This window comes from Citrobacter sp. RHB35-C17 (genome assembly GCF_013816795.1).
Classification (GTDB): Bacteria; Pseudomonadota; Gammaproteobacteria; order Enterobacterales; family Enterobacteriaceae; genus Citrobacter_A; species Citrobacter_A amalonaticus.
Genome location: NZ_CP057150.1, coordinates 2,219,909 through 2,244,665, shown reverse-complemented (window position 1 = coordinate 2,244,665; position 24,757 = coordinate 2,219,909). Strand labels below are relative to the sequence as shown.

Here is a 24,757-nt window from a genome sequence, read left to right as displayed (position 1 = left end):
GTCCAAGGCCTGCACGTCTGTCAGATAGCCACTAAACCGCGTACCCCTTCCGATTCCATATTTTCGCCGCGTCCGCGTTGAATAATGCTACCGCGCGACATCAGCAAATAGTTATCCGCCAGTTCCGCTGCAAAGTCGTAGAACTGCTCAACCAGCAGAATCGCCATATCGCCACGCCGGGCGAGCTGAGCGATCACCTGTCCTATCTCTTTGATAACCGACGGCTGAATCCCCTCCGTCGGTTCATCGAGAATTAATAACTGCGGACGACTCGCCAGCGCACGGCCAATCGCCAGTTGCTGCTGCTGACCTCCGGAGAGATCGCCGCCGCGCCGCTGTTTCATCTCTTTCAGTACCGGGAATAGTGTGTAGATCTCTTCCGGAACCGCTTTCGCTTCGCGTGACGAAAAGCGCGACAGCCCCAGCAACAGGTTTTCTTCCACCGTCAGTCGCGGGAAAATTTCGCGGCCCTGCGGCACATACGCGATGCCCGCTTGTACCCGCTGATGCGGCTTGCGATGGGTGATGTTCTTTTCCTGCCAGGTCACCGTTCCGCTACGCGCCGGTATCAGCCCCATCAGACATTTCAGCAAGGTAGTTTTACCGACGCCGTTGCGACCCAGCAGACAGGTCACTTCACCAGGGCTGGCGTCAAAGGTGACGCCGCGCAGAATATGGCTGCCACCATAATATTGATTCAGTTCATTTACCTGTAGCATCTGTACTCCTTAGCGCCCAAGATAGACGTCAATCACCTGCTCGTTGGCCTGCACCTCACGCAGACTGCCTTCCGCCAGTACGCTTCCCTGATGGAGCACCGTGACGTGGTCGGCGATGGTTTCTACAAAGCCCATATCATGCTCCACTACCATCAGCGAATGTTTGCCCGCCAGCGTACGAAACAGTTCTGCAGTATATTCCGTCTCTGCATCGGTCATGCCAGCGGCGGGTTCATCCAGCAATAGCAGGTGCGGCTCCTGCACCAACAGCATACCGATCTCGAGAAACTGCTTCTGGCCGTGTGACAGCATCCCGGCATGGCGCCCTCTTTCGGTCCGCAGGCGCAGCAAGCCAAGCATCTCATCGATGCGGTCGCGCTGTTCGCTGTTTAACCTTGCGCGCAGTGACGCCCACACCGATTTATCGTTTTTCATCGCCAGCTCAAGGTTTTCTGCCACCGTCAGCGCTTCGAACACCGTCGGCTTTTGAAACTTACGACCAATACCCTGACGGGCAATGGCGATCGGATCCAACGCGGTCAGATCGGTTGACTGGTCATACAGCGCCTTTCCGCTTTGCGGACGCGTCTTCCCGGTAATCACATCCATCAGCGTGGTTTTCCCCGCGCCGTTAGGACCAATGACGCAACGCAGTTCGCCCACGCCAATATTCAGCGTGAGATTGGTTAATGCCTGAAAACCGTCAAAGCTGACGTTGATGTTTTCCAGTTGCAGCACCGGGTCCGTCTGCTGGCGATAGCGATCGCCGGGAACCTGGCGGGTAAAAAGGCCTTCATCCGGCTGCATTATTTGTCTCCTTTACGAAACAGGCCAATCACGCCACGGGGTAAAAACAGCGTGACGCCGATGAAGATCAGCCCCAGAAACAGCTGCCAGTATTCCGGCATGATGACGGTGAAGAGGCTTTTGGCACCGTTTACCATCACCGCACCAATGACCGGGCCGATCAGCGAGCCACGCCCGCCGAGCGCCACCCAGATGGCGGCTTCGATAGAGTTAGTGGGCGACATTTCGCTGGGGTTAATGATCCCGACCTGCGGCACATACAGTGCGCCTGCCAACCCGCACAACACGGCAGAGAGCGTCCAGACCAGCAATTTGAAACCTTTCGGGTCATAGCCGCAAAACATCAGCCGGTTTTCCGCGTCGCGCACGGCGGTGAGGATCCGGCCAAACTTACTGCGCGCCAGCGCAAACCCCAGCCACAATGCCAGTACCAGCAACCCTAGCGTCGCCAGAAACAGTCCGATACGGGTGGTGGTGGCAGTGACCGACAGCCCCAGAAGCGTGGTAAAACCGGTAAACCCGTTGTTGCCGCCAAAACCGGTCTCATTACGAAAGAACAGCAACATACCGGCGAAGGTCAGCGCCTGCGTCATGATCGAAAAGTAGACGCCTTTAATCTTCGAGCGGAAAGCGAAGTAGCCAAAGATCAGCGCCAGTCCGCCGGGCACCAGTACCACCAGCGCCATTGCCCACGCAAAATGCTGGGTTCCCCACCAGAACCACGGCAACTCGCTCCAGGAGAGAAAGGACATAAACGCGGGCAGCCCTTCACCGGAGGCCTGGCGCATCAGATACATCCCCATCGCGTAACCGCCAAGCGCAAAGAAAAGCCCGTGTCCCAGCGACAGCATCCCGGCATACCCCCAGACCAGATCCAGGGCGACCGCCACCACCGCATAGCAAAGAATTTTCCCGGCAAGCGTCAATGTCCACACGGAAATCGCCAGCGGATGATCGGCGGGTAGCAAGGCAAGAAACGGCAGCACCATCAGCGCCAGCAGGATAATCCCCGCCAGCACCCGACTGATACGCGGCGCTTTACGCGCCAGTGTTAAGGTCATTGGCATGGTCATTATTCGGTGACTCTCCCTTTCAGAGCAAACAGTCCCTGGGGTCGCTTCTGGATAAACAGAATGATCAACACCAGAATGACAATCTTCCCGAGTACCGCACCCATCTGCGGTTCGAGGATTTTGTTGAATACGCCGAGACCGAACGCCGCCGCCACGCTACCGGCAAGTTGGCCGACGCCGCCCAGCACCACCACCAGAAAGGAGTCGATGATATAGCCCTGGCCCAGTTCCGGACCGACGTTACCCAGTTGCGACAGGGCGACGCCGCCAAGTCCGGCAATACCTGAACCCAGACCAAAGGCCAGCATATCCACACGCCCCGTCGGAACACCGCAGCAGGCCGCCATACTGCGGTTCTGGGTCACAGCGCGTACCCGCATGCCCAGCCGCGTTTTGTTCAGCAGCAGCCAGGTGAAGAACAGCACCAGCAGCGCGAACCCCAGTACCACAATGCGGTTCCACGGTAGCACCAGACTGGCGTAAACCTGTACACCACCCGACAGCCACGCCGGATTCGCCACCTCCAGGTTTTGTGCCCCGAAGGTCATCCGCACAAGCTGGATCAGCATCAGGCTGATACCCCACGTCGCCAGCAGCGTTTCCAGTGGACGTCCGTAAAGATGGCGGATCACCCCGCGTTCCAGAATCATTCCCGCGCCTGCGGTAAACATAAAGGCAACCGGCAAGGCAACCAGCGGATAAAAGGCCAGCCACTGCGGGACAAACTGCGCCATCGCCTGTTGCACCATCCACGTACAGTAAGCCCCGAGCATCAGCATTTCGCCGTGCGCCATGTTGATCACTCCCAACAGGCCGTAGGTGATCGCCAGACCGAGCGCCGCCAGCAGCAGCACCGATCCAAGCGACAGCCCCATAAACGCCTGTCCAAGCAGATCGCCAATCGCCATTCGCTGTTGGATACGCGCCAGGCTGTCACTGGCCACCGCGCGCACGCTGGCATCCGGTTCATGCGCTTTGTCAGTAAACGGTTGCAGGCGTGCCTGCATTTCCGGATCGCTGGAGTCGCCCAACAGTATGATCGCCTGACGGCGAATCTCCGCCGATGGACTGGCCAGTTGCAGGTTAGCCAGAACGCGGGTCAGGCGTGATTTCACCTCCGCATCAGTTTCCTGTGCCAGGCGCTGTTGGATAAAAGGCAGCATGGACGGCTGTGCGTCGCGCTGTAGCGTACGGGTAGCCGCCAGCCTTTGTGTGACGCTGTCACTAATGAGTTGATGCGTCGCCAGCGCACCGGCAACAAGAATGCGCAGTCGGTTGGTCAGGCGTAGGGGTTTTACCGTTCCCGTTGGGCTACTGGCCGTTCCCAGAGGCACAACCTGCGTTCCCTCGCGGGTGAAAGCCTGTTTTGTGCTGTCGGTGAGCAGCGCCTCCCGGCTCAGCGCCGTCAGCAGCGGCAAACGCTGAGGGTCAGGTGTTGCCGCCCACTGTTCGAGCAGTTGCGCCTGGATGGTACGGCTGGCGGCGACAAACGCGTCGGCATCGCTGGCCTGAACGAACCCTGGCAGAAGCCCGAACGCCAGCAACAAACCGCGAATAAAGCCCATGGCTTTCATGTCAAGATCTCCAGAAGTCACCCTCTGCGGGAGGGATAAGCACGTTGACAAACCTTGCGACGCTTTCGCCTTATCCGGCCTACATCTGCTTAACCCTGCTCGGTGTAGGCCCGATAAGCTTGCGCCATCGGGCATGTCGCCGTCTGCCCCCGCCGAAGCGGTTGATTTTAGTTGCTGGCGGTTTTCACTGGTTGTTCTGATTTCTTGTCATTACCGGCAATGAACGGGCTCCACGGCTGGGCGCGAACCGGTTCTTCAGTCTGCCAGACGACGTTGAACTGACCATTGCCTTCAATCTCGCCAATCATCACCGGTTTATGCAGATGGTGGTTGGTGGCATCCATCGTCAGCGTAAAGCCCGACGGTGCCGGGAAGGACTGTCCGGCCATTGCCGCCCGAACTTTATCGACATCTGTCGTCCCGGCTTTTTCGACGGCCTGCGCCCACATATGCAGACCCACGTACGTGGCTTCCATCGGATCGTTTGTCACCACGGTGTCAGCATTTGGCAGCTTATGGGCTTTGGCGTATGCACGATAATCGGCAACAAATTTCTGGTTGGTGGCGTTATCGACCGATTCGAAGTAGTTCCAGGCGGCAAGGTTGCCAACCAGCGGTTTGGTATCAATCCCGCGCAGTTCTTCTTCACCCACCGAGAACGCGACCACCGGAACATCGGTGGCTTTCAGGCCCTGGTTTGCCAGCTCTTTATAAAACGGGACGTTGGAATCGCCGTTGATGGTTGAAACGACAGCCGTTTTGCCACCTGCGGAGAATTTTTTGATATTGGCGACAATGGTCTGGTAATCACTGTGACCAAACGGGGTGTAGACCTCTTCGATGTCTTTATCCGCAACCCCTTTCGAATGCAGGAACGCACGCAGGATCTTGTTGGTGGTGCGCGGATAAACATAGTCGGTGCCCAGCAGGAAGAAGCGTTTGGCGCTCCCGCCATCCTCACTCAGCAGGTATTCAACCGCCGGGATCGCCTGCTGGTTGGGTGCCGCGCCAGTGTAGAAGACGTTCGGCGACATCTCTTCCCCTTCGTACTGTACAGGGTAGAACAGCAGGCCGTTCAGCTCCTCAAAAACCGGCAATACTGACTTACGCGACACGGAGGTCCAGCAGCCAAACACTACCGCCACCTTATCCTGGCTCAACAGCTGTCGGGCTTTCTCGGCGAACAGCGGCCAGTTCGAAGCCGGGTCAACCACCACCGGTTCCAGCTTTTTGCCTAATACGCCCCCTTTGGCGTTGATCTCATCAATCGTCATCAGAGCCACATCTTTCAGCGGTGTTTCGGAGATCGCCATCGTGCCGGACAGTGAGTGCATAATGCCCACTTTAATGGTATCGGCGGCCTGAACGCTAAAACTGAGTCCCATCGCAGCCACCGAGGCCGAGAGGGCAAACGCTTTGAGTAAGGTACGACGCTGCATAATTTCACTCCTGAAAATAAAAATGCTGTGAGTTCTGGTGCTACCGACAAACAACACGGCGCAAAAAAGAGTTCAGGAGGAATAAGGCAAAAAGGATGCCAGGACGAAGGCAGAAAGGAAAAAGCGTTGGCGTGCGCGGCCTGCAAGGCTTCGCGCGGGGGATGCTCCACAATATACCCGCGTTGCATTATTTATGTGCAACGCGGTGTGCATTATTGAGGCAACTTACCAGACCTGTTGAGCTATTTCGGTGATAAGTTTGATTTTGTTCCACTGCTGGGCTTCCGTGAGCGAATTCCCCTCTTCCGTTGAGGCAAAGCCGCACTGCGGGCTGAGACAAATTTGCGCGTGGTCGACATATTGTGCCGCTTCCTGCAGGCGTGCTTTTACGCCATCCGGGTTTTCCAGTTCACCATTTTTCGTCGTCACCAGTCCCAGAACCACCTGCTGATGGCCAGGACGGATAAAACGCAGCGGCGCAAAATCGCCAGAGCGATCGTTGTCGTACTCCAGGAAGAAAGCATCGACATTGACGCTGCCGAACAGGATCTCCGCAACCGGTTCATAGCCGCCTTCAGAGATCCAGGTTGAACGGAAGTTGCCGCGACATACGTGCAGTCCCACCGTCATGTCGGCGGGTTTTTCCGCCAGCGCCCGGTTGATCACATCGGCGTAAATTCGCGCCAGCGCATCAGGGTCGTCACCACGTTCGCGAATTTGCTGGCGCTGAGCATCGGAACAGAGGTAAGCCCACACAGTGTCATCCAGTTGCAAATAGCGACAACCTGCAGCATAGAAAGCGTGGATCGCATCGCGCCAGGTGGTCGCCAGATCGTCAAAATAGTCCTTTAGATCCGGATAGACCGTGGCATCGATATCTTTACGTCCGCCGCGAAAGTGCAACACGCTGGGGCTGGGAATCGTCATCTTCGGCTGGGCGTTACCGCTAATGCTCTTCAGATAGCGAAAATCTTCCAGCATCGGATGATCGCCGAACGCCAGTTTACCCGTGACCCGAACGCCATGTGCTTTGGTCTGTACGCCGTTAAACTGAATTCCCTGCTGTGAGTCATAACGTTCGACCCCTTGCAAACCATCGAAGAAATCAAAATGCCACCAGGCGCGACGGAACTCGCCGTCCGTCACTACATGCAGACCACAGGCGCACTGCTGTTCGACCACCCGACGAATGGCGTCGTCTTCAATGGCGCGCAGCTGCGGTGCGCTTAACTCGCCGTGTGAAAACTGCTGACGAGCCACTTTGATATCGTCGGGACGTAAAAAGCTGCCTACGACTTCTGCGCGAAATGGGGCCTGTTGTCTTTGCATGTGATCTCCTTCGTCGTCAGGCAAAGGTTGCCTGACGTGATAGTTTCTTATTTGAACATTTAGACTTCTGGATGTCTATGCGTCCAAATTGACATACCCTTGTCGGACAGGCAAACGAGATAAATTCATGGCTAATGAAAAAAATTCATCTTCACTCCGCAAGACAGGAAAACGCGAACCCTTCATCTTCCCATCCGGTGATGCCGCCAATCATGACCTTTACCGGTATGCCCAGTCTGGCGAGCGTTAATGCCGCGCGGTCGGCACCGTTACAGTGAGGTCCGGCGCAGTAAACAACGAACAGCGTATCCGCAGGCCACTGCGCCATCCGTTCGGCGGTCATCATGGCGTGCGGCAGATGAATCGCCCCGGGAAGATGACGACGTGCAAACGCCTCCGGTTTTCCCACCACGTGAAGTAAGACGAAATCGGGTTCCCCCTTGCGCATACTCTCATGGACGTCGGCACAATCGGTTTCCAGACTCAGACGCGACAGGAAATGGTTGACCGCAACGGTGGATGCGGCGGCGGGAAACTCATTGACATGACTCATTCTACTTTCTCCTCAGTGACGATTATGTTTACAATAATTTAACCATCTCTGAGCTGACGTACCGCCTTCGACCATGCCAAAAAACACCAGGATTCTGCCAAAATCGCCGCGCCCGCTTGTGGTCGTACTCGCCTATGACGGACTGTGCACCTTCGAGTTTGGCGTAGCGGTCGAAGTCTTTGGTCTGCCGCGCCCGGAACTGGGCGCGGACTGGTATCGTTTTGCCGTCGCGTCGGTCGATGCTGGTCCACTCCGCGCGACCGGCGGCGTGCGGTTGATGGTGGATGGGGGACTGGAACTGTTGGCTGAGGCCGATATCGTTGTGGTTCCCGGCTGGCGAGGCAGCGACGCGCCGGTACCCGAAGCCTTGTGTACCGCGCTGCGTGCCGCGTGGGCGCGAGGTTGCCGTCTGTTGTCGATCTGTTCTGGCGTGTTTGTGCTGGCAGCGACAGGGTTGCTGGACGGGCGCAAGGCCACCACTCACTGGCGCTACACGGACACGCTCCGGCAGCGTTTTCCGGCTATCGAGGTGCTTGATGACGTTCTCTACCATGATGCCGGACTGTTGCTGACCTCGGCGGGCAGCGCAGCGGGGATCGATCTGTGTCTTTATCTGATCCGCGAGGACTATGGTCTTGAGGTTGCCAACAGCGTTGCCCGACGGCTGGTGGTGCAGCCCCATCGCGATGGCGCACAGCCACAGCAGCTTCTGCGCCCCGTTGCCCGGCAGCGTGAAAGTCAGACGCTGGGCCAGTTGTTTGATTTTCTGCATCAGAATCTGACGGTGAATCACGATACCGCCTCGCTGGCCAAACGCGCCGGGATGAGTCCGCGGACGTTTTTGCGTCGTTTTACCGATTGTACCGGCACCACGCCTGCACGCTGGATCCTCAACGAACGCTTATTACGGGCGCGCGATTACCTGGAAAACTCACCGCTCAGCGTGGAATTGATCGCGGAACAAACTGGTTTTGGCAGCGCCGCGTTATTTCGCCACCATTTTCGCCACATGTATTGTCTGTCTCCTTCACAATATCGAAAGAAATTTACGCTTATCGCTAAATAATCACCTAATTCAGCTTTTGTTTAGGTTAAAGCTGTTATTATCTCTTTCACCAACCAAATTAAGGTAAGCGAGGAAACACACTACTCATTAAATGGAGGCAAACATGCTGGGTAATATGAACGTTTTTATGGCCGTTCTGGGGATTATTTTATTTTCTGGATTTCTGGCCGCGTATTTCAGCCACAAATGGGATGACTAATGAACGGAGAAAGTCCTGAACCGATAAGGCCCCTTGTCGCATCACTGCACAAGGGGCCATTTTTTATGGCTGACGGGCAAAAAAAACCGCCGGATAACCGACGGTGAATGCTTGCATGGATAGATTTGTATTTTACTTTTTCCACCGTCCCGCCACTCCCGGCAGCGACAATGGATCACTTACACCTTACCACGCCGATTCTCAATGAATGTTAAACGGCAGGCGCTAAGATTGAGGCGTTTCTCGTTTCCACTCTTTTTTACTCTGGCAAGATGCAGTACGGGAAGACCACGGCTCAACAGAGCGTGTATTCTGTAAGTCCTGCGTTTCGGGACGGGAATTCCAGCGTTTTCTCTGTAATTTCTTGCCCATGAACAGCTGCATATTACCTCCGGTTGTCACTGCTTTAATCCATTAATCAATTTGTTGAAGGGAATGTAGCATATCGAGTGCAGGTTAATGTCAATAAACCGCCTGTTTTGTAAAGGCGGCAACCCACCACGAATTATTGGCAGCGAAAACGTCAACTAGGGGTTTAATTTACCGCGGCGCTAACTGACTGAGAATGGTGTGCCCCAGATAATTACTCCAGTTAAAACTATTTTGCAGAACCACCACCGCATTCTGGTTCTTTTTATCAAAGCCAATATAACTGGAATAACCGCCAATATATCCGACCTGATATGTGATCTGACGATCGGCTAACGTATCGGTTACCCATGCAATATTTGCGGCTTCTTTCTGACGATAAAACTGGGTTCTGGCGACGTCCGCAAATGCACGGGCAAGCCCGGCATTGTCTTGCGAGGCAAAATGCGCTCGCGCATAGCCCGCCAGATCGCGCGCACTGCTGTATAAACTCGCCGCCCCGACCATATTGTGGTTAAACGTCCAGTCAGGCGTCAGTTCACCGCGTCGAATAAGCTTGGGCTGATCTCCCGCGTGACCTAATGCGCGATACGGATAGGCGTTGAGCGTCATGGGCTCAAAACTGCTGTTGTTCATCTGTAATGGCTGGAAGATCAGACGATTCGCCAGCGACGGGATCGACTCGCCGGTACGATGCTGCACGATGAAACCGAGCAGCGCGTAACCGATATTGGAATAGTGCGGCACGCGTGCCTCGGGCGCGGTGAAGTCGGCAAGAGAAGTCAGCACCGTATCGTTATCCAGTTGGGTATAGAAATTCTCCCCCGAACTGAAATAGCGCAGGAGATTTTCCAGAGTCAGCAGATCCATCGGCTGTCTGGGCAGGCCGGAGGTATGCGTCGCCAGTTGCAGCAGGGTAATCTTTCTGGCGTCATCGCTCAGCGGCGTATCCGCTGGCAGTAGCTGCGCCAGCGTGTCGTTCCAGTGCAGCACACCCTGATTCACCAGCACGGTAGTGATTTCGGCCGTTACCCCTTTACTCAGCGACCCCAGCGCAAACAGCGTGTCTGGGGTGATCGGATATTGATGTCGGCTGTCGGTCACACCGTAACTGTGGAACTCAGCGGGTCCGTTATGTTGAATGACCGCAACCACCATTCCGCTCACCTGCTTTTCCTGCATATACTGGTGGATCATCGGATCGATACCGCGAGCATAGTACCCCACCACCGCCTGCGCACTCTGTTCGGCAGGCATATTCAACTGCGATAAGGTGCTGTTGCTACAACCAGTCAGCAGCAGAGCAGAAGAAAGAAGGAGTGGCGCGGACGCTTTCATGAGCAGAAAGTCGCCTGAAGGATATCAGCGCAGAAAGGCAGGAAAACAGACATGTACAATACGGACTCCGGAAAAAGGAGCCCGCATTGTACATCAAGTTGCTAATAATGAAGTGTCGATTGTGTTATCCCGCCAGGCCACGATGTTTGAGCATGTGCTCGATCTGTGGCTCACTACCCCGCCATGCCGGGTAAAGGCGTTCTAAATCTTCACTGTTGCCCCGTGATAAAATCGCGTCACGGAACCGCTGGCCGTTCTCACGCGTCAGTCCGCCCTGCTCCACAAACCACTGATAGCCGTCATCCGCCAGCATTTGCGTCCACAGATAGGCATAGTAGCCTGCCGCGTAACCGCCCCCAAAGATATGGGCAAAATAGCTGCTGCGATAGCGCGGCGGCACCGCCGGAAGATCGAGTTGCTCCGCCGCCAGCCGTTGTTTTTCAAATGTTTCAACGTCCTGAGGGGGTTCGTCAACAGACAGACGGTGCCAGCCCATATCCAGCAGCGCGGCGCTAAGCAGTTCGCTCATGTCATACCCCTTATTGAACAGGCTGGCCTTACGCATTTTGTCCTGTAACGCCTCTGGCATTTTTTCGCCGGTGACCGCATGGCGGGCATAGCGGTCAAACACCGTCGGATGGCTCGCCCAGTGTTCATTGATTTGCGATGGAAACTCGACGAAATCACGCGGCGTATTGGTTCCCGACAGCGACGCATAGCGCTGTGATGCAAACAGTCCGTGCAGGGTATGGCCGAACTCATGGAACAACGTGATGACATCATCCCAGAGTAACAGCGCGGGCTGTCCTGAGGCGGGCTTCTGATAATTACAGACGTTGTAAATAACCGGCTGGGTTTCGTTGAGCGTCGACTGCTCGACGAAATTGCCCATCCAGGCACCGCCGCTTTTCGAATCCCGGGCAAAGAAATCGCCGTAAAAAAGCGCCAGCCCAACACCGTTATGATCGAAGATTTCCCAGACGCGCACATCCGGATGGTAGACCGGAATATCAAAGCGCTCGATGAATTTGATGCCGAACAGCTGGTTGGCGGTCCAGAACACCCCTTCGTGCAGAACGGTATTCAGTTCGAAATACGGTTTGAGCTGTGATTCATCTAACGCGTATTTCGCACGCCGCACCTGCCCGGCATAAAAAGACCAGTCCCAGGCCTGCGCGGTAAACCCACCCTGTTCATCGTCAATTACCTGTTGGATATCGGTCAGTTCACTCAGCGCCCGTTGGCGCGCAGCAGGGACAATCGCGCGCATAAAGGCCAGCGCGGCCTCCGGCGTTTTTGCCATCTGATCGGCGATTTTCCACGATGCATAATCGGCAAACCCCAGCAGTTGCGCCTGGCGGGCGCGCAGGGCTACCAGCCGCTGAATCAGCGCACGCGTGTCATTGTCATCGCCTTTTTCGGCACGACGCCACCCGGCGTTAAACAGATTCTCCCGGGTCTGGCGATCGCGCAGTGCACTTAATGCCGGCTGTTGCGTGGTATTCAGCAGTGGTATCAGCCATCCCTCGGCGAGCCCTTTTTCGCTCGCCGCCTGTCGCGCGCTGGCGATCTCTTCCGCGCTGAGCCCCTCCAGTTGATGGGCGTAATCGACTACCAGTCCGCCAGATTTATTCGCCGCCAGCAGGCGCTGGTTAAACTGGCTGGTGAGCGTCGCGGCTTCGGTATTGAGCGCCCGGAGTTGCGCTTTATCGGCATCGCTCAGTTGGGCCCCGGCGAGAACAAAGCGCTGGTGTGTCACCTCGATCAGACGCACGGATTCATCGTCGAGCCCCAGCGCATCACGTTGTTGCCAGACGCAATCAACGCGGGAAAACAACGCGCGGTTCAACCAGATATCATTTGCCAGTTCCGCGAGCTCGGCAGAAAACGACTCATCGAGACGCTGAAGTTCATCATGCGTATGTGCCGCGGTCATGGCGAAGAAGACGCTGGTGACGCGGGTTAACAGCTCACCACTTTTCTCCAGGGCGAGAACCGTATTGGCAAAATCCGGGGCCGCGCTATTAGCAATTATGGCGGCGATGTCCGCGCGCTTTTGCTTGATCCCTTCGTCAAAGGCGGGACGATAGTGTTCCGTTTTAATCAAATCAAAACGGGGCGCCTGATACGGTAACAGGCTGTGGCTAAAGAACGGATTCGTTAACGACATCTTTCACTCCTGAAAACGATTTGTTCAATAGAGTAGGCTTCAGGGTAAAAGACCGCAATCCTGTAAAACCAGGGTTACCCGTGAGAGCGGATCACATGCTATGGTAGTCAAACGTAAAAAGCGTTGAGGAACAGTGAGATGATCGTTTTAGTAACCGGAGCAACCGCAGGTTTTGGTGAATGCATTACACGTCGTTTTGTTGAGAACGGGCATAAAGTCATTGCCACTGGCCGTCGCCAGGAACGCCTGCAAGAGTTAAAAGAGTCGCTGGGTGATAACGTGCTGATCGCGCAACTGGATGTGCGTAACCGCGCAGCCATTGAAGAGATGCTGGCATCGTTACCTGCCGAGTGGCGTGACATCGACCTGCTGGTCAACAACGCCGGGCTGGCGCTGGGTCTGGAGCCTGCGCATAAAGCCAGCGTGGAAGACTGGGAAACCATGATCGATACCAACAACAAAGGGCTGATTTACATGACCCGCGCCGTCCTGCCGGGCATGGTCGAGCGTAACCGTGGGCATATCATCAACATCGGCTCTACCGCAGGCAGTTGGCCTTATGCTGGCGGCAACGTGTATGGCGCGACCAAGGCGTTTGTACGTCAGTTCAGTTTGAACCTGCGTACCGACCTGCACGGCACGGCCGTTCGCGTCACGGATATCGAGCCGGGTCTGGTGGGCGGCACCGAGTTTTCTAACGTGCGCTTTAAAGGCGATGACAATAAAGCGGGAAAAACCTATGAGAACACTACGGCGCTGACGCCGGAAGATGTGACCGAAGCGGTCTGGTGGGTCGCCACCCTGCCTGCCCATGTGAACATCAATACGGTAGAAATGATGCCAGTGACGCAATCTTTTGCCGGACTGAGCGTTCATCGCGGTTAATTTGCCTCCCGGCCCGCGGGCCGGGTATAGCTCGCGACAAAAAAGTGGTAGAATTTGTGGGTTAATTTTCTAAAAAGTAAGAGCGAATGACCGTCGAAACGCAACTCAATCCTACACAGCCCGTAAATCAGCAGATTTATCGCATTCTTCGCCGTGACATCGTGCACTGCCTCATTGCGCCAGGCACGCCGCTGTCCGAAAAAGAGGTGTCTGTTCGCTTCGATGTGTCTCGCCAACCGGTGCGTGAAGCGTTTATTAAGCTCGCGGAAAACGGCTTGATTCAGATCCGTCCGCAGCGCGGCAGCTACGTCAACAAGATCTCCCTCTCGCAGGTGCGAAACGGCTGTTTTGTCCGTCAGGCTATCGAATGCGCGGTGGCGCGGCGGGCCGCAGCCCAAATCACCGACAGTCAGTGCTATCAGCTTGAACAGAATCTTAATCAGCAGCGGATTGCGATTGAGCGCAAACAGCTGAATGATTTCTTCGAGCTGGATGACAATTTTCACCAGAAGCTGGCAACCATTGCGGACTGCCAGCTGGCCTGGGACACCATCGAAAATATCAAGGCTACCATCGACCGTGTGCGTTATATGAGTCTTGATCACGTCTCTCCACCAGAAATGTTGCTTCGCCAGCATCTCGATATTTTTTCAGCCCTGGAAAAACATGACGCCGATGCTGTCGAGAAAGCCATGACTCAACATCTGCAAGAAATCGGCGAGTCGGTCCTGCTGATCCGCCAGGAAAACAGCGACTGGTTCAGCGAAGAGTAATTCCCCTGCCTCATCTCTCGTGAGATGAGGTCTCTCCGTCCCCCCTGCATGTCCACATCAAAAAAGATGTGAGATTGATCAAAAACAAAAAAAATCCTGACTGATAAGCGTATTTATATAGCGCCCGTTACGTGGGACCTGAGCCCACGGGCTTTGACGGTAAGTTAGAAAGGAGAAAATACCATGATGACATACGATCGTAACCGTAACGCAATCACCACAGGCAGCCGTGTGATGATCAGTGGCACCGGCCATACCGGTCGCATTAAAGCGATTGAGACCGAAGGCCTGGATGCGGCGCAAATTCGTCGTGAAAAAACAGTCGAAGTGGAAGGCTGTGAAGGCAAATTTGCCCCGGTAGAACTGATTCGTCTCGGCATGAACTAATGGTGTGAGTGCCGGATAATGCCTTGATTATCCGGCAGTCCTGAGGCATTTACTTCACGTTTGCTGCATACTTTGCCACGGTGGCTTTCGCCCCTTCCGCCAGCAGCGTCTGATACGCGTCTTTCACGGCCTGCGTGAATAACGCGACCTGCGGCAGTTCGTTACCAAAGATTGCCTCAATAGCCAGCAGCGCTTCAACACGGCTTGCGCCTTCCGCACTGTTTTGTACCGCCTGTTGGATCACTGGCAGAAGCGGATCGTTGACTTCAATGGCATTTCCCTGTTCATCCACGCCGCCGACATAGCGCATCCAGCCCGCCACGCCCAGCGCCAGCAAATCAAAACGACTGTTATGTGCCAGATGCCAGCGTACTGAATCGAGCATTCGCTGAGGTAATTTCTGGCTACCGTCCATCGCAATCTGCCAGGTACGGTGACGCAGCGCCGGGTTGCTGTAGCGTTCAATAAGCAGGTCTGCATAGCGGGTGAGATCCACCCCCTTCACTTTCAGCGTGGGCGCCTGCTCGTTGAGCATCAGTGCGCGGGCAGCCACCCGATAATTTTCATCACCCATGCAGTCGTTGATATGCTGATACCCGGCGAGATAGCCCAGATACGCGAGGAATGAGTGGCTGCCGTTGAGCATCCGCAGTTTCATCTCTTCAAACGGGATCACGTCAGAGACCAGTTCTGCCCCGGCTTTTTCCCACTGCGGACGGCCGGCAACAAAGTTATCTTCAATCACCCACTGACTGAATGGCTCGCAGGCCACACCGGCCGGATCGCGCACGCCGGTCAGGTTTTCAATTTTATCCAGCGTGTCAGCGGTGACGGCCGGAACAATGCGGTCAACCATCGTCGACGGGAACGTGACGTGTTGTTCGATCCATGCGGCCAGTTCGGCGTCCACGGCACGCGCGTAAGCGGTGACCACGTTACGCATCACGTGACCGTTTTCCGGCATGTTGTCGCAGGACATCACGGTGAAGGCGGCTAAGCCCGCCGCTTTACGGCGCGCCAGCGCTTCAACCACCACACCCGGCGCAGATTTCGGCTGATGTGGGTTTTGCAGATCGGCTGCGATCATCGGGTGATCCAGCATCAGTTGTCCTGTCGCCGGGGAATGGCAATACCCTTTCTCAGTAATCGTCAGTGAAACAATCGCAACCTGTGGTTCACACATCGCCGCCAGCACGCTCTCCAGCCCGTCAACCTGAGCATGCAGCGCCTTTTTCACCACCCCCACGACTCTCGCGGTCCAGGCATCGGCAGACATTTCCGCCACGGTATAGAGATTATCCTGCTGTTTGAGATCGGCGATCTGCTGTTCCCCGCCGATCAGGTTCACTTCGCAATATCCCCAGTCGCTGTTGTGCTCCGCCGCCAGGATATCGGTATAGACGCCCTGGTGCGCACGGTGGAAAGCACCAAAACCAAGATGAACAATACGCGGGATCAGTCGGTTGCGATCGTAGTCAGGAAGCGTCGCTTTTGCCGTTAAGAGCTTGTTTTGCATTGTATGACCTACTTTGAATGAAATCAGGACGGTTCCAGAGTAACGCCTGTATGGTTGTATGTTTTGATTTGAATTAATCTTTTGCCAATTGGTATAACATCATTTGAAAGTTATGTGACAGGATGCAATTCCTGATGCTGAGCCTGACGCCCAGGGCAGGCTCCCTGGGCTGAGTACTGGCTGCATCCCTGCAGCCATTAGGGGACAATCCTCTTAATCGTGCTTGCGCCACTCCTGGTATTCACGCTTGAGTCGCTGTGGCGCCGTTTCAGGCATCATGAGCAAGCCGATAATAGAAATGATGCCGAGAACAATCACATAGCTTGCTAACCCGTAGTAATGCCCACCGGTCATCTGCAAAATCTTCACTGCCACCAGCCCCAGTACCCCGCTGCCAATCAGTGAACCCAATTGCCAGATTAAAGCGATGCCGCTGCAGCGAATATGCGTCGGGAACAGCTCCGGGAAGAACGATGCCTGCGGTGCGTAGCACATGCTATGGCCAAAGCTAATGACGATAATCATCACCAGCTGCGTCAGCCAGAAATTGTCCTGATTAATGGCCAGGAAGAACGGAATAATCATTATGACCTGAATCAGCGCGCCCATGATATACACCGGCTTACGACCAATTTTGTCACAGAGCGCCCCCATCATGGGTATGGCAAGCACTTCGATCACCACCGCGATGATCATGGTTTCCATTAAGATATTGGCATCCAGATTATTGGCTTTGCCGTACGCCAGGACGATTACCGTGAACATGGCAAACGTACAGGCTTCAATCAGTTTTGCGCAGACGCCTTTTACCACAATGCCAGGAAAATCGCGGATGACTTCAATGAGTGGACGGGACTCTTCTGCTTTCGTCTCACGAATCTGCGCAAAGACAGGAGACTCATCGATTCTTAGGCGAATAAACAGGCCAACGATCACCAGCAGCAGACTAAGCAGGAACGGAATACGCCAGCCGTAATCCATCATTGCTTCAGGAGATAAGGTGGCATTGAGCAGTGCAAACAGTGCCATCGGTAACAAAAAGCCGACCGGCGCACCAATTTGTACCCAACTGGCAAAGAATCCACGCCGTTTAGGTTCGGCATATTCTGCCGTCATCAAGACCGCCCCGGCCTGTTCACCCCCGACACCAAACCCCTGGAGTACGCGAATGAAGATCAACAGAACGGGTGCCCAGACACCGATTTTTTCGTACGTTGGCAATAAGCCAATGCAGAATGTCCCGAGCCCGACAATCAGTATCGTGATAACCAGCGCTTTTTTACGCCCCACTTTATCGCCGATATGTCCAAAGACAATGCCGCCCAAAGGTCTTGCCAGGAAGCCCACCGCATAAGTGGCAAATGCGGCCAGCGTACTGATTAACGGATCGTCACTGGGGAAAAACAGGTGACCAAAGAACAGCACTGCCGCAGTGCCATAGGCAAAAAAGTCATAGTATTCAGCAGCTGTACCAATCGCTGAAGCAGAAGCGACGCGACGAACTACGGGTTTGCTATCAACATCATTTTTAATATCAACGGAACTAACCATAAATAATTACCTTCGTTGGTTCAGAGGTGAACAACATCCGTGTCGTATAAATGTTAACTTACCAGTTCCACAAGGTGCCATCTTCAAGCCGGGCAACCGGCAGATAGGCGGGGTCATAGGGATATTTCGCCGCCAGTTTTTCATCGAACTCGATACCCAGTCCCGGCTTCTCGCCCGGATGCATATAGCCGTTGTCAAAGGTCCAGTTGTGCGGGAAGACTTCCAGCATCTGTTCGGAATAGCCCATGTATTCCTGCACGCCAAAGTTCGGTACCCACAGGTCAAAATGCAGCGCAGCGGCCATACAAACCGGAGAAAGATCGGACGGGCCGTGTGAACCGGTACGCACCTGGTAGAGCGAAGCGAAGTCGGCGATGCGACGCATGCCGGTGATCCCGCCCGCATGGGTGATCGTGGTGCGGATATAATCGATGAGCTGTTCTTCAATAAGCTGCTTGCAGTCCCAGATGCTGTTGAAGACTTCACCGACGGCAATCGGGGTCACCGTGTGCTGACGGATCAATCGGAAGCACTCCTGGTTCTCAGCAGGCGTCGGATCTTCCATCCAGAAAAGGCGATAATCTTCAATGCTTTTACCAAAGCGCGCCGCTTCTATGGGTGTCAGGCGGTGGTGCATGTCGTGAAGGAGATGCTCGTTAAAGCCGAACGTATTGCGCACCGCCTCGAACAGTTTCGGCGTGAAATCAAGATACTTTTCCGTCGACCACAGTTGCTCTTCCGGCCACTGTCCTTTCGTGGCGGGTTCATAGGCCTGCCCTTTTCCCTTTGCCATGCCGTAGGTGGTTTTCATACCTGGCACGCCGCACTGAACGCGAATGGCTTTGAAGCCCATCTCTTTATGGCGTGCATAGTCTTCCAGCACATCATCCACGGTGTGACCGGTGGTGTGGCAGTAAACCATCACCCCTTCGCGTGATGCGCCGCCAAGCAGTTGATACAGCGGCATGTTGGCGGCTTTCGCTTTGATATCCCACAGCGCCATGTCGACGGCGGAGATAGCAGACATGGTCACCGGGCCACGACGCCAGTACGCGCCTTTATAAAAGAACTGCCAGATATCTTCGATGCGGTGAGCATCCCGACCGATCAACTGTGGGCAAAGATGATCTTTCAGGTAAGACGCGACGGATAACTCACGTCCATTCAGCGTGGCGTCTCCAAGACCGGTGATACCGTCCTCGGTCGTAATCTTCAGTGTGACAAAGTTACGTCCCGGACAGGTGACAAAAACCTCAGCCCCTACAATCTTCATTTTTTCTTCCTGGTTCTGTGTGGTGATGGTGAGAATCTACGCAATGCACATACTACCATACAAGTATAAGTGATTTATTTTTCAATCTTGATCACAAAAAATCACAGGCTATAAAAGGAGGCTTTTCAGGGGAAAACGTCTGGCGGATGCCTGCACAGAGCAGCAGCAGACACCTTAATCCATTGAATTTAAATAAGAATAAAGAGGGATTTACGAGAAATGACACATGTCATACGCCAAGAGCATGACACATCTTGCGCAGGTAACGCTTAGCCGCGCCCCCATCCCGCTACAATAATCAGCATTCCGCACAGTGCGATGAGCGCCCCGCTCCAGTCATACAGGCTGAGTTTGACGCCATCGACCACGCGCAGCCAGATCAGTGCGGTACAGACATAAACGCCACCGTATGCGGCATACACCCGACCGCTGGCGGCAGGATGCAGCGTCAGCAGCCAGACGAACAGTGCCAGCGCAACGCCTGCGGGTAACAACAACCAGACGGTGGCTCCCCGCTTCAGCCAGAGCCAGGGCAGAAAGCAGCCGATAATTTCGCAAAGCGCAGTGGCAAAAAAAAGCAGCGTGGTTTTAAGCATCTGAATCGTTCATTGACCTGAGGTTCAGGCATGATACGCCATAATCCCCCGATCTTATCCATAACCTTGCGGCGGGTATGCCCTGCGCAAGGAATGGTGTAGAATTTGCCTGCAAATGATGCTTTTTGCGTCGCTCATAAAAGGAACTTGCCATGAACATTACGCTTCGCAAACGCCTGTGCCTGACGGCAATGCTGCTGCTGGGTGCTGTCGTCTACACCGCGACCGCGCAGGCTGAGACCAGCCGACTGGTGATTGAATCAGGCGATAGCGCCCTGAGCCGTCAACAGGCGGCCATGCAAAAAGAACAGTGGGATGACACGCGCAGTCTGCGTCAGAAAGTGAACAAACGCGCGGAAAAAGAGTGGGATAAAGCGGATGCCGCCTTTGATAACCGCGACAACTGCGAACAGAGTGCCAACCTGAATGCGTACTGGGAACCAAACACCCTGCGCTGTCTGGATCGTCGCACCGGTCGCGTGATTGCCCCTTGATATAACGCGTTAAAAAGACATTAAGGATTAGGTATGACAAGCGCCCTCAGTGTTAAGCTGCGCCCGCTGGAGCGTGAAGATTTACGTTTTGTCCATCAACTCGACAACAACGCCAGCGTGATGCGCTACTGGTTTGAAGAGCCTTACGAAGCGTTCGTCGAGTTGTCCGATCTCTACGATAAGCACATTCACGATCAAAGTGAACGCCGTTTCGTCGTGGAATGTGATGGCGAAAAAGCGGGCCTGGTCGAACTGGTTGAAATTAACCATGTCCACCGTCGGGCTGAATTTCAGATCATTATTTCCCCGGAATACCAGGGAAAAGGTCTCGCCTCACGGGCCGCTAAACTGGCGATGGACTACGGATTTACCGTACTTAACCTCTATAAGCTGTACCTCATCGTTGATAAAGAGAACGAGAAGGCGATCCACATCTACCGTAAGCTGGGCTTTATGGTCGAAGGCGAGCTGATTCATGAATTCTTTATCAACGGGGAATACCGCAATACGATCCGGATGTGTATCTTCCAGCATCAGTACCTGGCAGAGCATCGCTCGCCGGGATCGACGATGCTAAAACCTACCGCGCAGTAACCGCTGCGCGGTCCTCTCAATAGTAATCGATGGTATTTTTGATCGTGTAGTTGTGCTCGACCGCGGGTTTGACGCTTTCATCAACGATCACCAGCGTACAGTCGGTGGGATTGGCATGACGGTCATAGTCGCAGGTCTGTTTAACGTTCCCCAAAGGGTGATCGTTAAGCAGACTCACCGCCGTGTAATCCAGCTTCTTGCGCGGATCGGTCGAGGGTTTCGCGCTGACGGATAACGTCTGGTCCTTGCTGATCGTGGTCTTGCCGAGCGGATACCCTTCCGCATCATAGCGGTACTGGACTTTCATCTCTTTTCCCGTTGCCGCAACCACAAAACCATTATCATCGGTATCCCAGACGACGCCCGCTGACGGCAGTTCCGCCAACTGACATTTCCCCTGCAAACGCACCTTTTTCTCCAGCGTTTCGGCATCGCGATAATAGTTCGCGTCCAGCACCAGCGCTACAGCGGTATTGTTTTCGAGATCGTGCAACTCAAGCGAGTCAAAACAACCTTCTTCAGACAACGTACCGTTGACGCGCTTCGTCACTTCTCCCTTCTCATTAAGCAACGTCTGGCTGAAATCTTTTACCGGCCCGCGTAAGGGATCAAAGTCAAATTCATTAGAAAAGCTGGCCATTTCCGGCGTAAAGGAGAGCGGCGTTGCGCTGTTGTCACATCCCACCAGCGCAACACCAAGCGACAAAAGAAATATCTGTTTTTTCACAGGTTCCCCAAGAGAAAAAGATGATCTTCAGTCATAGTAGCAAAGACTGTCGTTTACTGTATACCTGCGCGAAAGTGGCATAAACAAGGGTAAATCGTGAGCAGAATTCACGGTTTCCTCTCACGTTAATTGATCAAGATCAAACTAATGTGTATCTGTTTTTACAGTATTCCTAAAAAATACGCCTCGTGGCATTTAAGTAATGATTGCCCGTCAAATGACTAGCCGATGAGTCATTCCTTTGACAATGAAAATGACTCATCCTGCCTATCCATTATCTCATTGTATAAGGATAATTATTTGTACAATTCCTATTATTTTAAATAGCCTTAATAAGATATATTACTTGCAAAAAAAACATATAAGATCTTATATAAGAAAATAAACATTATATTAAATAGATAAAACCTATTAAAGGTTCCAATAATTCAAAGATAAAACCATTTCGTTATTTTCAATGATGCAAATAAAATATGTCTTAGATAAACAATATTTATTTACACATATTATATCGCGTTCAACATAAAAGCATTAAGAGATTGTTTTAAAGACGAAATGTTATTTTCAACACCAGGCACTCTCTTATGGAAGAGACAATTATGAAAATTAAATACTTGCACCACCCAAAATCAATGCTCGCAATCGCTGTGGCACTGGCTGTACAAACTGCCGCCGCAGCGAATGTGGATAATATCAATCTGTTAGCTGTTACCCCTCCGACCGGAGGCAACAGTATTGTCCTTGTTAATAATAATGACACACTCACCCTTTCTAACACAGAAAATACTGAGAGTTACTGGAATAACTTCAGTACATTACGTGTTGGAGACGCTAGCGCCGGATCAATGATCATTGACGGGCGGGATATTCTGACAACAACAGGGGCGGAAATTGGCCGTGCGGCAACAGGCTCTGTGACATTAACCAATGGCGCAACCTGGGAACTGAATAATTCGTTAATTCAAATTGGTCTGGAGGGCGGTACCGGCATACTGAATGTACATAACGGTAGCAAAATCACCGGTATTGCTGGATTACGCGTTGGTGAATTTTACGAAACGGGAGAGGGTCTACTTTCCATCGACGGTGCTAATTCATCCGTTGCGACCAACCATATTATCGTTGGGGATCAGAATCACGGTAAATTATTGATTACCAATGGAGGTAAACTCTCAACGACGGAGCACATGAACATTGGCTACGTCGGCAATACGAGTAACACCAGTCGTAATGGCTACGGTGTCGCCCTCGTGGACGGTGAAAACTCACTGCTGGATGTGACGGAAGGTATTTACCTCGGGGGGTTCGCAACAACGCCCAATGACGCCACCGGGATCCTCACCGTCAGCAACGGAGCAACGGTCCGCTCGGATAACTTAATCTGGCTGGCAGTGGGAGAAGGCAGTACCGGCATCCTGAATATTGGCGGCGCAAAGGGCGAAGCACAACAGGCTGCGGGAACACTGGACCTGCCGTGGATCTACCTTGGCAACACCAGCGGTATGAGCACGGCAGAGCTCAACTTTAATCACAACAGCGACGACTTCGTGCTGGCGTCACGAATCTACGGTAATGGTGAAGTCAATCATGTTGGGTCCGGTATCACCACGCTCACAGGAGCCAATACCTATAGCGGCAACACGCTTGTCTCCAGAGGGACGCTGCGCGCAGGTGCAGAGAATACGTTTAGCGCCGCGTCAGATTACACCGTCAGCGAAGGCGCCAGTCTGGATCTCAATGGTTATTCGCAAACCCTGAACTCGCTGGATCTGGCAGGTACAGTAACGCTCTCCTCCCCATCACAAGCCAGAGCGGCCTTTACGCCGACCACGTTAACCATCGCGGGCAACTACGCGGGTAACAACGGTCTGCTGGCCTTGCGTACCGTACTGGGTGATGACCTTTCCGCGACTGATAAAATGATTGTCCGTGGTGACACCAGTGGCACTACACGTGTCAGCGTCACCAACGCTGGCGGCGGCGGTTCGCAGACGGTAGAAGGCATCCCCATTGTGGAAGTGGAAGGTGCCTCTAACGGGACCTTCGTCAAAGAAGGTCGTATCGTCGCGGGTGCTTACGATTACAACATCATTAAAAAGAACAACCAGAACTGGCATCTGACCAGCGAGGCGATTCCGGATCCGTTACCGCCAGATGAACCCGCGCCAGCCTCACCGGAAACGCCAGAGCAGCCTATTCCCCAGCCTGGTGAACATCAGTATCGCCCGGAAACCGGCAGCTATCTGGCGAACACCCTTGCGGCCAACACGCTGTTCACCACCCGGCTTCACGATCGTCTGGGCGAAACCCAGTACACTGACGTCTTTACCGGCGAGCAGAAGGTTACCAGCCTGTGGATGCGCCACATCGGCGGACATAACCGCTTCAAGGACGGTTCCGGACAGATCAGCACCCAGAGCAACCGCTACGTGATGCAACTGGGCGGTGATATCGCACAATGGAGCACCGACGGTCTGGATCGCTGGCATCTGGGTCTGATGGCCGGTTACGCCAACAGTAAGAGCCGCAGCCACTCCAGCCTGACCGGATACACCTCTCGCGGGGAAATCAGCGGCTACAGCGCCGGTCTGTACGGCACCTGGTATGCCAACGACGCCGATAAAACCGGTGCGTATGTCGATGGCTGGCTGCTCTATAACTGGTTTGATAACACCGTGTCCGGACAGGGTCTGGCGTCTGAAAAGTATGACTCGGACGGCATCACCGCCTCTGTCGAAACAGGCTACACCTGGAAACTGGCCGAATTCAGCGAGCGTAATGCGCTGTACATCCAGCCTAAAGCGCAAATCACCTGGATGGACGTGCAGGCTGATACGCACGTTGAGAAAAACGGCACCCGGGTGGTGGATAAAACCGACGGCAACCTGCAAACGCGTCTTGGCGTCAAAGCCTATCTGCAAGGCCATAACGCCATGGATGACGGCAAAGACCGCACCTTCCAGCCGTTCGTCGAAGTCAACTGGATCCACAACACGCAGAATTACAGCGTACAGATGGACGACATCAACAGCGACGTAAAAGGCAGCCGCAATATTGGCGAGCTGAAGGCGGGTGTTGAAGGCCAACTGACGAAGAACGTCACCCTGTGGGGTAACGTTGCCCAACAGATTGGCGATAACGGTTATAAAGATACGCAAGGTATGCTGGGGCTGAAATACAGCTTCTAATCCCTTCCCCCATGGCGACATGGAGATTTATCACAAACCCTGACCTTGTCAGGGTTTGTGTTTTTAGGGAGTAAAGCGATCTTTCAGATTCATCAACAGGTTGGCGGCCATGACAAATGCTTACACTCGCAATGCTA

General features: G+C 54.0%; 22 protein-coding genes. 8 read left to right on the top strand and 14 right to left on the bottom strand.

The features are described 5' to 3' along the window. Positions 1–20: 20 nt before the first annotated feature. The 7 genes from urtE to HVZ37_RS10610 all read right to left on the bottom strand — a co-directional run bounded on the left by urtE (position 21) and on the right by HVZ37_RS10610 (position 7,494). Positions 21–719 carry an urea ABC transporter ATP-binding subunit UrtE gene (gene urtE, locus HVZ37_RS10640; RefSeq protein WP_043000729.1) on the bottom strand — a complete coding sequence of 233 codons (699 nt, stop codon included), beginning with the start codon at positions 717–719 and terminating at the stop codon, positions 21–23. A 9-nt stretch (positions 720–728) separates the two neighbouring features. Further along, positions 729–1,526, bottom strand: a complete 798-nt coding sequence (urtD, locus tag HVZ37_RS10635) for an urea ABC transporter ATP-binding protein UrtD (RefSeq protein WP_099434136.1) — start codon at positions 1,524–1,526, stop codon at positions 729–731. Then, on the bottom strand, positions 1,526–2,599 hold the full coding sequence (gene urtC / locus HVZ37_RS10630) for an urea ABC transporter permease subunit UrtC (RefSeq protein ID WP_043000731.1): 1,074 nt from the start codon (positions 2,597–2,599) through the stop codon (positions 1,526–1,528). The genes urtD and urtC overlap by 1 nt, the downstream gene beginning before the upstream one ends. Then, entirely contained in the window at positions 2,599–4,173 is a 1,575-nt protein-coding gene (gene urtB, locus HVZ37_RS10625) for an urea ABC transporter permease subunit UrtB (RefSeq protein WP_181628416.1), read from the bottom strand. Before urtB ends, urtC begins: the two co-directional genes overlap by 1 nt. A 167-nt stretch (positions 4,174–4,340) precedes the next feature. Beyond that, complete coding sequence (gene urtA, locus HVZ37_RS10620; RefSeq protein WP_043000733.1) at positions 4,341–5,612, bottom strand: urea ABC transporter substrate-binding protein; 1,272 nt, start codon at positions 5,610–5,612, stop codon at positions 4,341–4,343. Between the two features lie 225 nt (positions 5,613–5,837). Next, a complete protein-coding gene (locus HVZ37_RS10615; RefSeq protein ID WP_181628415.1) occupies positions 5,838–6,941 on the bottom strand; it encodes a cobalamin-independent methionine synthase II family protein in 1,104 nt (367 codons plus the stop codon). Positions 6,942–7,092: 151 nt separating this feature from the next. Further along, positions 7,093–7,494, bottom strand: a complete 402-nt coding sequence (locus HVZ37_RS10610) for a rhodanese-like domain-containing protein (protein WP_130098218.1) — start codon at positions 7,492–7,494, stop codon at positions 7,093–7,095. Positions 7,495–7,567: 73 nt separating this feature from the next. Here HVZ37_RS10610 and ftrA point away from each other — a divergent pair, with 73 nt between their 5' ends. Then, complete coding sequence (gene ftrA, locus HVZ37_RS10605; RefSeq protein ID WP_043000736.1) at positions 7,568–8,560, top strand: transcriptional regulator FtrA; 993 nt, start codon at positions 7,568–7,570, stop codon at positions 8,558–8,560. Between the two features lie 103 nt (positions 8,561–8,663). After that, positions 8,664–8,759, top strand: a complete 96-nt coding sequence (gene mgtS / locus HVZ37_RS10600; RefSeq protein WP_000901367.1) for a protein MgtS — start codon at positions 8,664–8,666, stop codon at positions 8,757–8,759. Between the two features lie 540 nt (positions 8,760–9,299). Here the strand turns inward: mgtS and HVZ37_RS10595 are convergent. After that, a complete protein-coding gene (locus tag HVZ37_RS10595; protein ID WP_054177041.1) occupies positions 9,300–10,466 on the bottom strand; it encodes a serine hydrolase domain-containing protein in 1,167 nt (388 codons plus the stop codon). Between the two features lie 124 nt (positions 10,467–10,590). Beyond that, entirely contained in the window at positions 10,591–12,636 is a 2,046-nt protein-coding gene (dcp, locus tag HVZ37_RS10590; RefSeq protein WP_181628414.1) for a peptidyl-dipeptidase Dcp, read from the bottom strand. A 138-nt stretch (positions 12,637–12,774) separates the two neighbouring features. On the opposite strand from dcp, the gene ydfG reads away from it, so the two are divergent. The 3 genes from ydfG to ydfZ all read left to right on the top strand — a co-directional run bounded on the left by ydfG (position 12,775) and on the right by ydfZ (position 14,681). After that, positions 12,775–13,521 carry a bifunctional NADP-dependent 3-hydroxy acid dehydrogenase/3-hydroxypropionate dehydrogenase YdfG gene (ydfG, locus tag HVZ37_RS10585; protein WP_043000738.1) on the top strand — a complete coding sequence of 249 codons (747 nt, stop codon included), beginning with the start codon at positions 12,775–12,777 and terminating at the stop codon, positions 13,519–13,521. An 86-nt stretch (positions 13,522–13,607) separates the two neighbouring features. Further along, the gene (locus HVZ37_RS10580; RefSeq protein ID WP_043000739.1) at positions 13,608–14,294 is read left to right on the top strand and encodes a GntR family transcriptional regulator; all 687 of its coding nucleotides are present in this window, start codon (positions 13,608–13,610) and stop codon (positions 14,292–14,294) included. Positions 14,295–14,477: 183 nt separating this feature from the next. Further along, complete coding sequence (ydfZ, locus tag HVZ37_RS10575) at positions 14,478–14,681, top strand: putative selenium delivery protein YdfZ (RefSeq protein ID WP_042319125.1); 204 nt, start codon at positions 14,478–14,480, stop codon at positions 14,679–14,681. A 49-nt stretch (positions 14,682–14,730) separates the two neighbouring features. Here the strand turns inward: ydfZ and HVZ37_RS10570 are convergent, their stop codons facing one another. From HVZ37_RS10570 to HVZ37_RS10555, 4 genes are all read right to left on the bottom strand, one after another. Next, complete coding sequence (locus HVZ37_RS10570) at positions 14,731–16,197, bottom strand: mannitol dehydrogenase family protein (protein ID WP_181628413.1); 1,467 nt, start codon at positions 16,195–16,197, stop codon at positions 14,731–14,733. 213 nt (positions 16,198–16,410) lie between these two features. Continuing rightward, on the bottom strand, positions 16,411–17,748 hold the full coding sequence (locus HVZ37_RS10565; protein ID WP_181628412.1) for an MFS transporter: 1,338 nt from the start codon (positions 17,746–17,748) through the stop codon (positions 16,411–16,413). Positions 17,749–17,806: 58 nt separating this feature from the next. Then, positions 17,807–19,021 (bottom strand): starvation-sensing protein RspA, encoded by a 1,215-nt coding sequence (gene rspA / locus HVZ37_RS10560; RefSeq protein ID WP_043000742.1) that lies wholly within the window; start codon positions 19,019–19,021, stop codon positions 17,807–17,809. Between the two features lie 269 nt (positions 19,022–19,290). After that, positions 19,291–19,617, bottom strand: a complete 327-nt coding sequence (locus HVZ37_RS10555) for a YnfA family protein (RefSeq protein ID WP_043000743.1) — start codon at positions 19,615–19,617, stop codon at positions 19,291–19,293. 152 nt (positions 19,618–19,769) lie between these two features. Between HVZ37_RS10555 and HVZ37_RS10550 the strand changes: the two genes are divergently transcribed. Beyond that, positions 19,770–20,111: a DUF1283 family protein gene (locus HVZ37_RS10550; RefSeq protein WP_043000744.1), complete on the top strand. Its 342-nt coding sequence runs from the start codon at positions 19,770–19,772 to the stop codon at positions 20,109–20,111. Positions 20,112–20,144: 33 nt separating this feature from the next. Further along, on the top strand, positions 20,145–20,705 hold the full coding sequence (gene speG, locus HVZ37_RS10545; RefSeq protein WP_043000745.1) for a spermidine N1-acetyltransferase: 561 nt from the start codon (positions 20,145–20,147) through the stop codon (positions 20,703–20,705). A 16-nt stretch (positions 20,706–20,721) separates the two neighbouring features. Here speG and HVZ37_RS10540 read toward each other — a convergent pair whose 3' ends face one another. Continuing rightward, on the bottom strand, positions 20,722–21,420 hold the full coding sequence (locus tag HVZ37_RS10540) for a YnfC family lipoprotein (RefSeq protein WP_224267595.1): 699 nt from the start codon (positions 21,418–21,420) through the stop codon (positions 20,722–20,724). 611 nt (positions 21,421–22,031) lie between these two features. Here HVZ37_RS10540 and HVZ37_RS10535 point away from each other — a divergent pair. Further along, entirely contained in the window at positions 22,032–24,620 is a 2,589-nt protein-coding gene (locus HVZ37_RS10535; protein ID WP_181628411.1) for an autotransporter outer membrane beta-barrel domain-containing protein, read from the top strand. Positions 24,621–24,757: the final 137 nt, after the last annotated feature.

What these genes read in the sequence shown, in the direction of transcription:
- ydfZ (WP_042319125.1), top strand. Translation starts at nt 14,478, where the DNA reads ATGATGACATACGATCGTAACCGTAACGCAATCACCACAGGCAGCCGT.
- HVZ37_RS10535 (WP_181628411.1), top strand. Translation starts at nt 22,032, where the DNA reads ATGAAAATTAAATACTTGCACCACCCAAAATCAATGCTCGCAATCGCT.
- HVZ37_RS10610 (WP_130098218.1), bottom strand. Translation starts at nt 7,494, where the DNA reads ATGAGTCATGTCAATGAGTTTCCCGCCGCCGCATCCACCGTTGCGGTC.
- urtC (WP_043000731.1), bottom strand. Translation starts at nt 2,599, where the DNA reads ATGACCATGCCAATGACCTTAACACTGGCGCGTAAAGCGCCGCGTATC.
- HVZ37_RS10565 (WP_181628412.1), bottom strand. Translation starts at nt 17,748, where the DNA reads ATGGTTAGTTCCGTTGATATTAAAAATGATGTTGATAGCAAACCCGTA.
- HVZ37_RS10595 (WP_054177041.1), bottom strand. Translation starts at nt 10,466, where the DNA reads ATGAAAGCGTCCGCGCCACTCCTTCTTTCTTCTGCTCTGCTGCTGACT.
- HVZ37_RS10555 (WP_043000743.1), bottom strand. Translation starts at nt 19,617, where the DNA reads ATGCTTAAAACCACGCTGCTTTTTTTTGCCACTGCGCTTTGCGAAATT.
- speG (WP_043000745.1), top strand. Translation starts at nt 20,145, where the DNA reads ATGACAAGCGCCCTCAGTGTTAAGCTGCGCCCGCTGGAGCGTGAAGAT.
- urtD (WP_099434136.1), bottom strand. Translation starts at nt 1,526, where the DNA reads ATGCAGCCGGATGAAGGCCTTTTTACCCGCCAGGTTCCCGGCGATCGC.
- urtA (WP_043000733.1), bottom strand. Translation starts at nt 5,612, where the DNA reads ATGCAGCGTCGTACCTTACTCAAAGCGTTTGCCCTCTCGGCCTCGGTG.
- HVZ37_RS10570 (WP_181628413.1), bottom strand. Translation starts at nt 16,197, where the DNA reads ATGCAAAACAAGCTCTTAACGGCAAAAGCGACGCTTCCTGACTACGAT.
- HVZ37_RS10550 (WP_043000744.1), top strand. Translation starts at nt 19,770, where the DNA reads ATGAACATTACGCTTCGCAAACGCCTGTGCCTGACGGCAATGCTGCTG.
- dcp (WP_181628414.1), bottom strand. Translation starts at nt 12,636, where the DNA reads ATGTCGTTAACGAATCCGTTCTTTAGCCACAGCCTGTTACCGTATCAG.
- rspA (WP_043000742.1), bottom strand. Translation starts at nt 19,021, where the DNA reads ATGAAGATTGTAGGGGCTGAGGTTTTTGTCACCTGTCCGGGACGTAAC.
- HVZ37_RS10580 (WP_043000739.1), top strand. Translation starts at nt 13,608, where the DNA reads ATGACCGTCGAAACGCAACTCAATCCTACACAGCCCGTAAATCAGCAG.
- urtB (WP_181628416.1), bottom strand. Translation starts at nt 4,173, where the DNA reads ATGAAAGCCATGGGCTTTATTCGCGGTTTGTTGCTGGCGTTCGGGCTT.
- mgtS (WP_000901367.1), top strand. Translation starts at nt 8,664, where the DNA reads ATGCTGGGTAATATGAACGTTTTTATGGCCGTTCTGGGGATTATTTTA.
- urtE (WP_043000729.1), bottom strand. Translation starts at nt 719, where the DNA reads ATGCTACAGGTAAATGAACTGAATCAATATTATGGTGGCAGCCATATT.
- HVZ37_RS10615 (WP_181628415.1), bottom strand. Translation starts at nt 6,941, where the DNA reads ATGCAAAGACAACAGGCCCCATTTCGCGCAGAAGTCGTAGGCAGCTTT.
- ftrA (WP_043000736.1), top strand. Translation starts at nt 7,568, where the DNA reads ATGCCAAAAAACACCAGGATTCTGCCAAAATCGCCGCGCCCGCTTGTG.
- ydfG (WP_043000738.1), top strand. Translation starts at nt 12,775, where the DNA reads ATGATCGTTTTAGTAACCGGAGCAACCGCAGGTTTTGGTGAATGCATT.